Raw genomic sequence first — 991 nt, 5'->3', positions numbered from 1 at the left:
GATTTGCGTGCCTCGATGGAAAAACTACAATTGAACGATGCTTCGCTTGTATTTTTGCCTGAGAGTTCAGCAGCTTTAGGTTTTGGTTTCCGATGTGGATTCTTAGGAATGTTGCACATGGAAATTATCCAAGAACGATTGGAGCGCGAATTTGACATGACCGTAATCACGACGGTTCCTAACGTTTCGTATTTGGCTTACACCAAAAAAGATCCGGAAACACCGTTTATCATTAACAACCCATCTGATTTACCAGAACCATCACGTTTAGACCGTGTAGAGGAGCCTTTTATCAAGGCAACTATCATCACTAAAGCTGATTTTGTGGGTAACGTAATGAGTTTGTGTATTGAAAAACGTGGTGTCATTACCAATCAAACTTACTTGACAACAGAGCGTGTTGAATTGAATTTTGACATGCCACTAGCCGAGATTGTATTTGACTTTTACGATAGATTGAAAACGGTTTCTAAAGGGTATGCCTCATTTGACTACTCTCCAATAGGAATGCGTACATCGAAATTAGTTAGACTTGATGTCTTGTTGAACTCGCAATCTGTAGATGCTTTGTCTGCGTTGATTCACGAGAGTAATGCCTACAACATTGGTAAAAAAATGTGTGAAAAATTGCGCGAATTGATTCCGAGACAGCAATTTGACATTCCAATTCAAGCAGCCATTGGTGCTAAAATCATTGCACGTGAAACGATCAAAGCATTGCGTAAAGACGTTACAGCAAAATGTTACGGAGGAGATATTTCTCGTAAACGTAAACTTCTTGAAAAACAGAAAAAAGGTAAAAAGAGAATGCGATTGGTAGGGAATGTTGAAATTCCTCAAGAAGCGTTTATGGCCGTATTAAAATTGAATGATTAAACATATAATCATACGCTTTTATTATTTTTTTTAATAGTTTTGCTTGACTACTACTTATTATTACAATGATTAAAAAAATATTATTCCTATTCACAATTCTCACATACTTTGTATG

The 991-nt window shown here is 36.6% G+C and carries 1 pseudogene; it reads left to right on the top strand.

The features are described from left to right. Positions 1-876: pseudogene (locus tag FPG59_RS16335) on the top strand (elongation factor 4); the annotation flags it as partial. Positions 877-991 lie beyond the last annotated feature (115 nt).

Source organism: Flavobacterium sp. FPG59 (assembly GCF_002150205.1).
GTDB lineage: Bacteria > Bacteroidota > Bacteroidia > Flavobacteriales > Flavobacteriaceae > Flavobacterium.
This window is presented reverse-complemented; position numbering and strand designations above follow the sequence as displayed.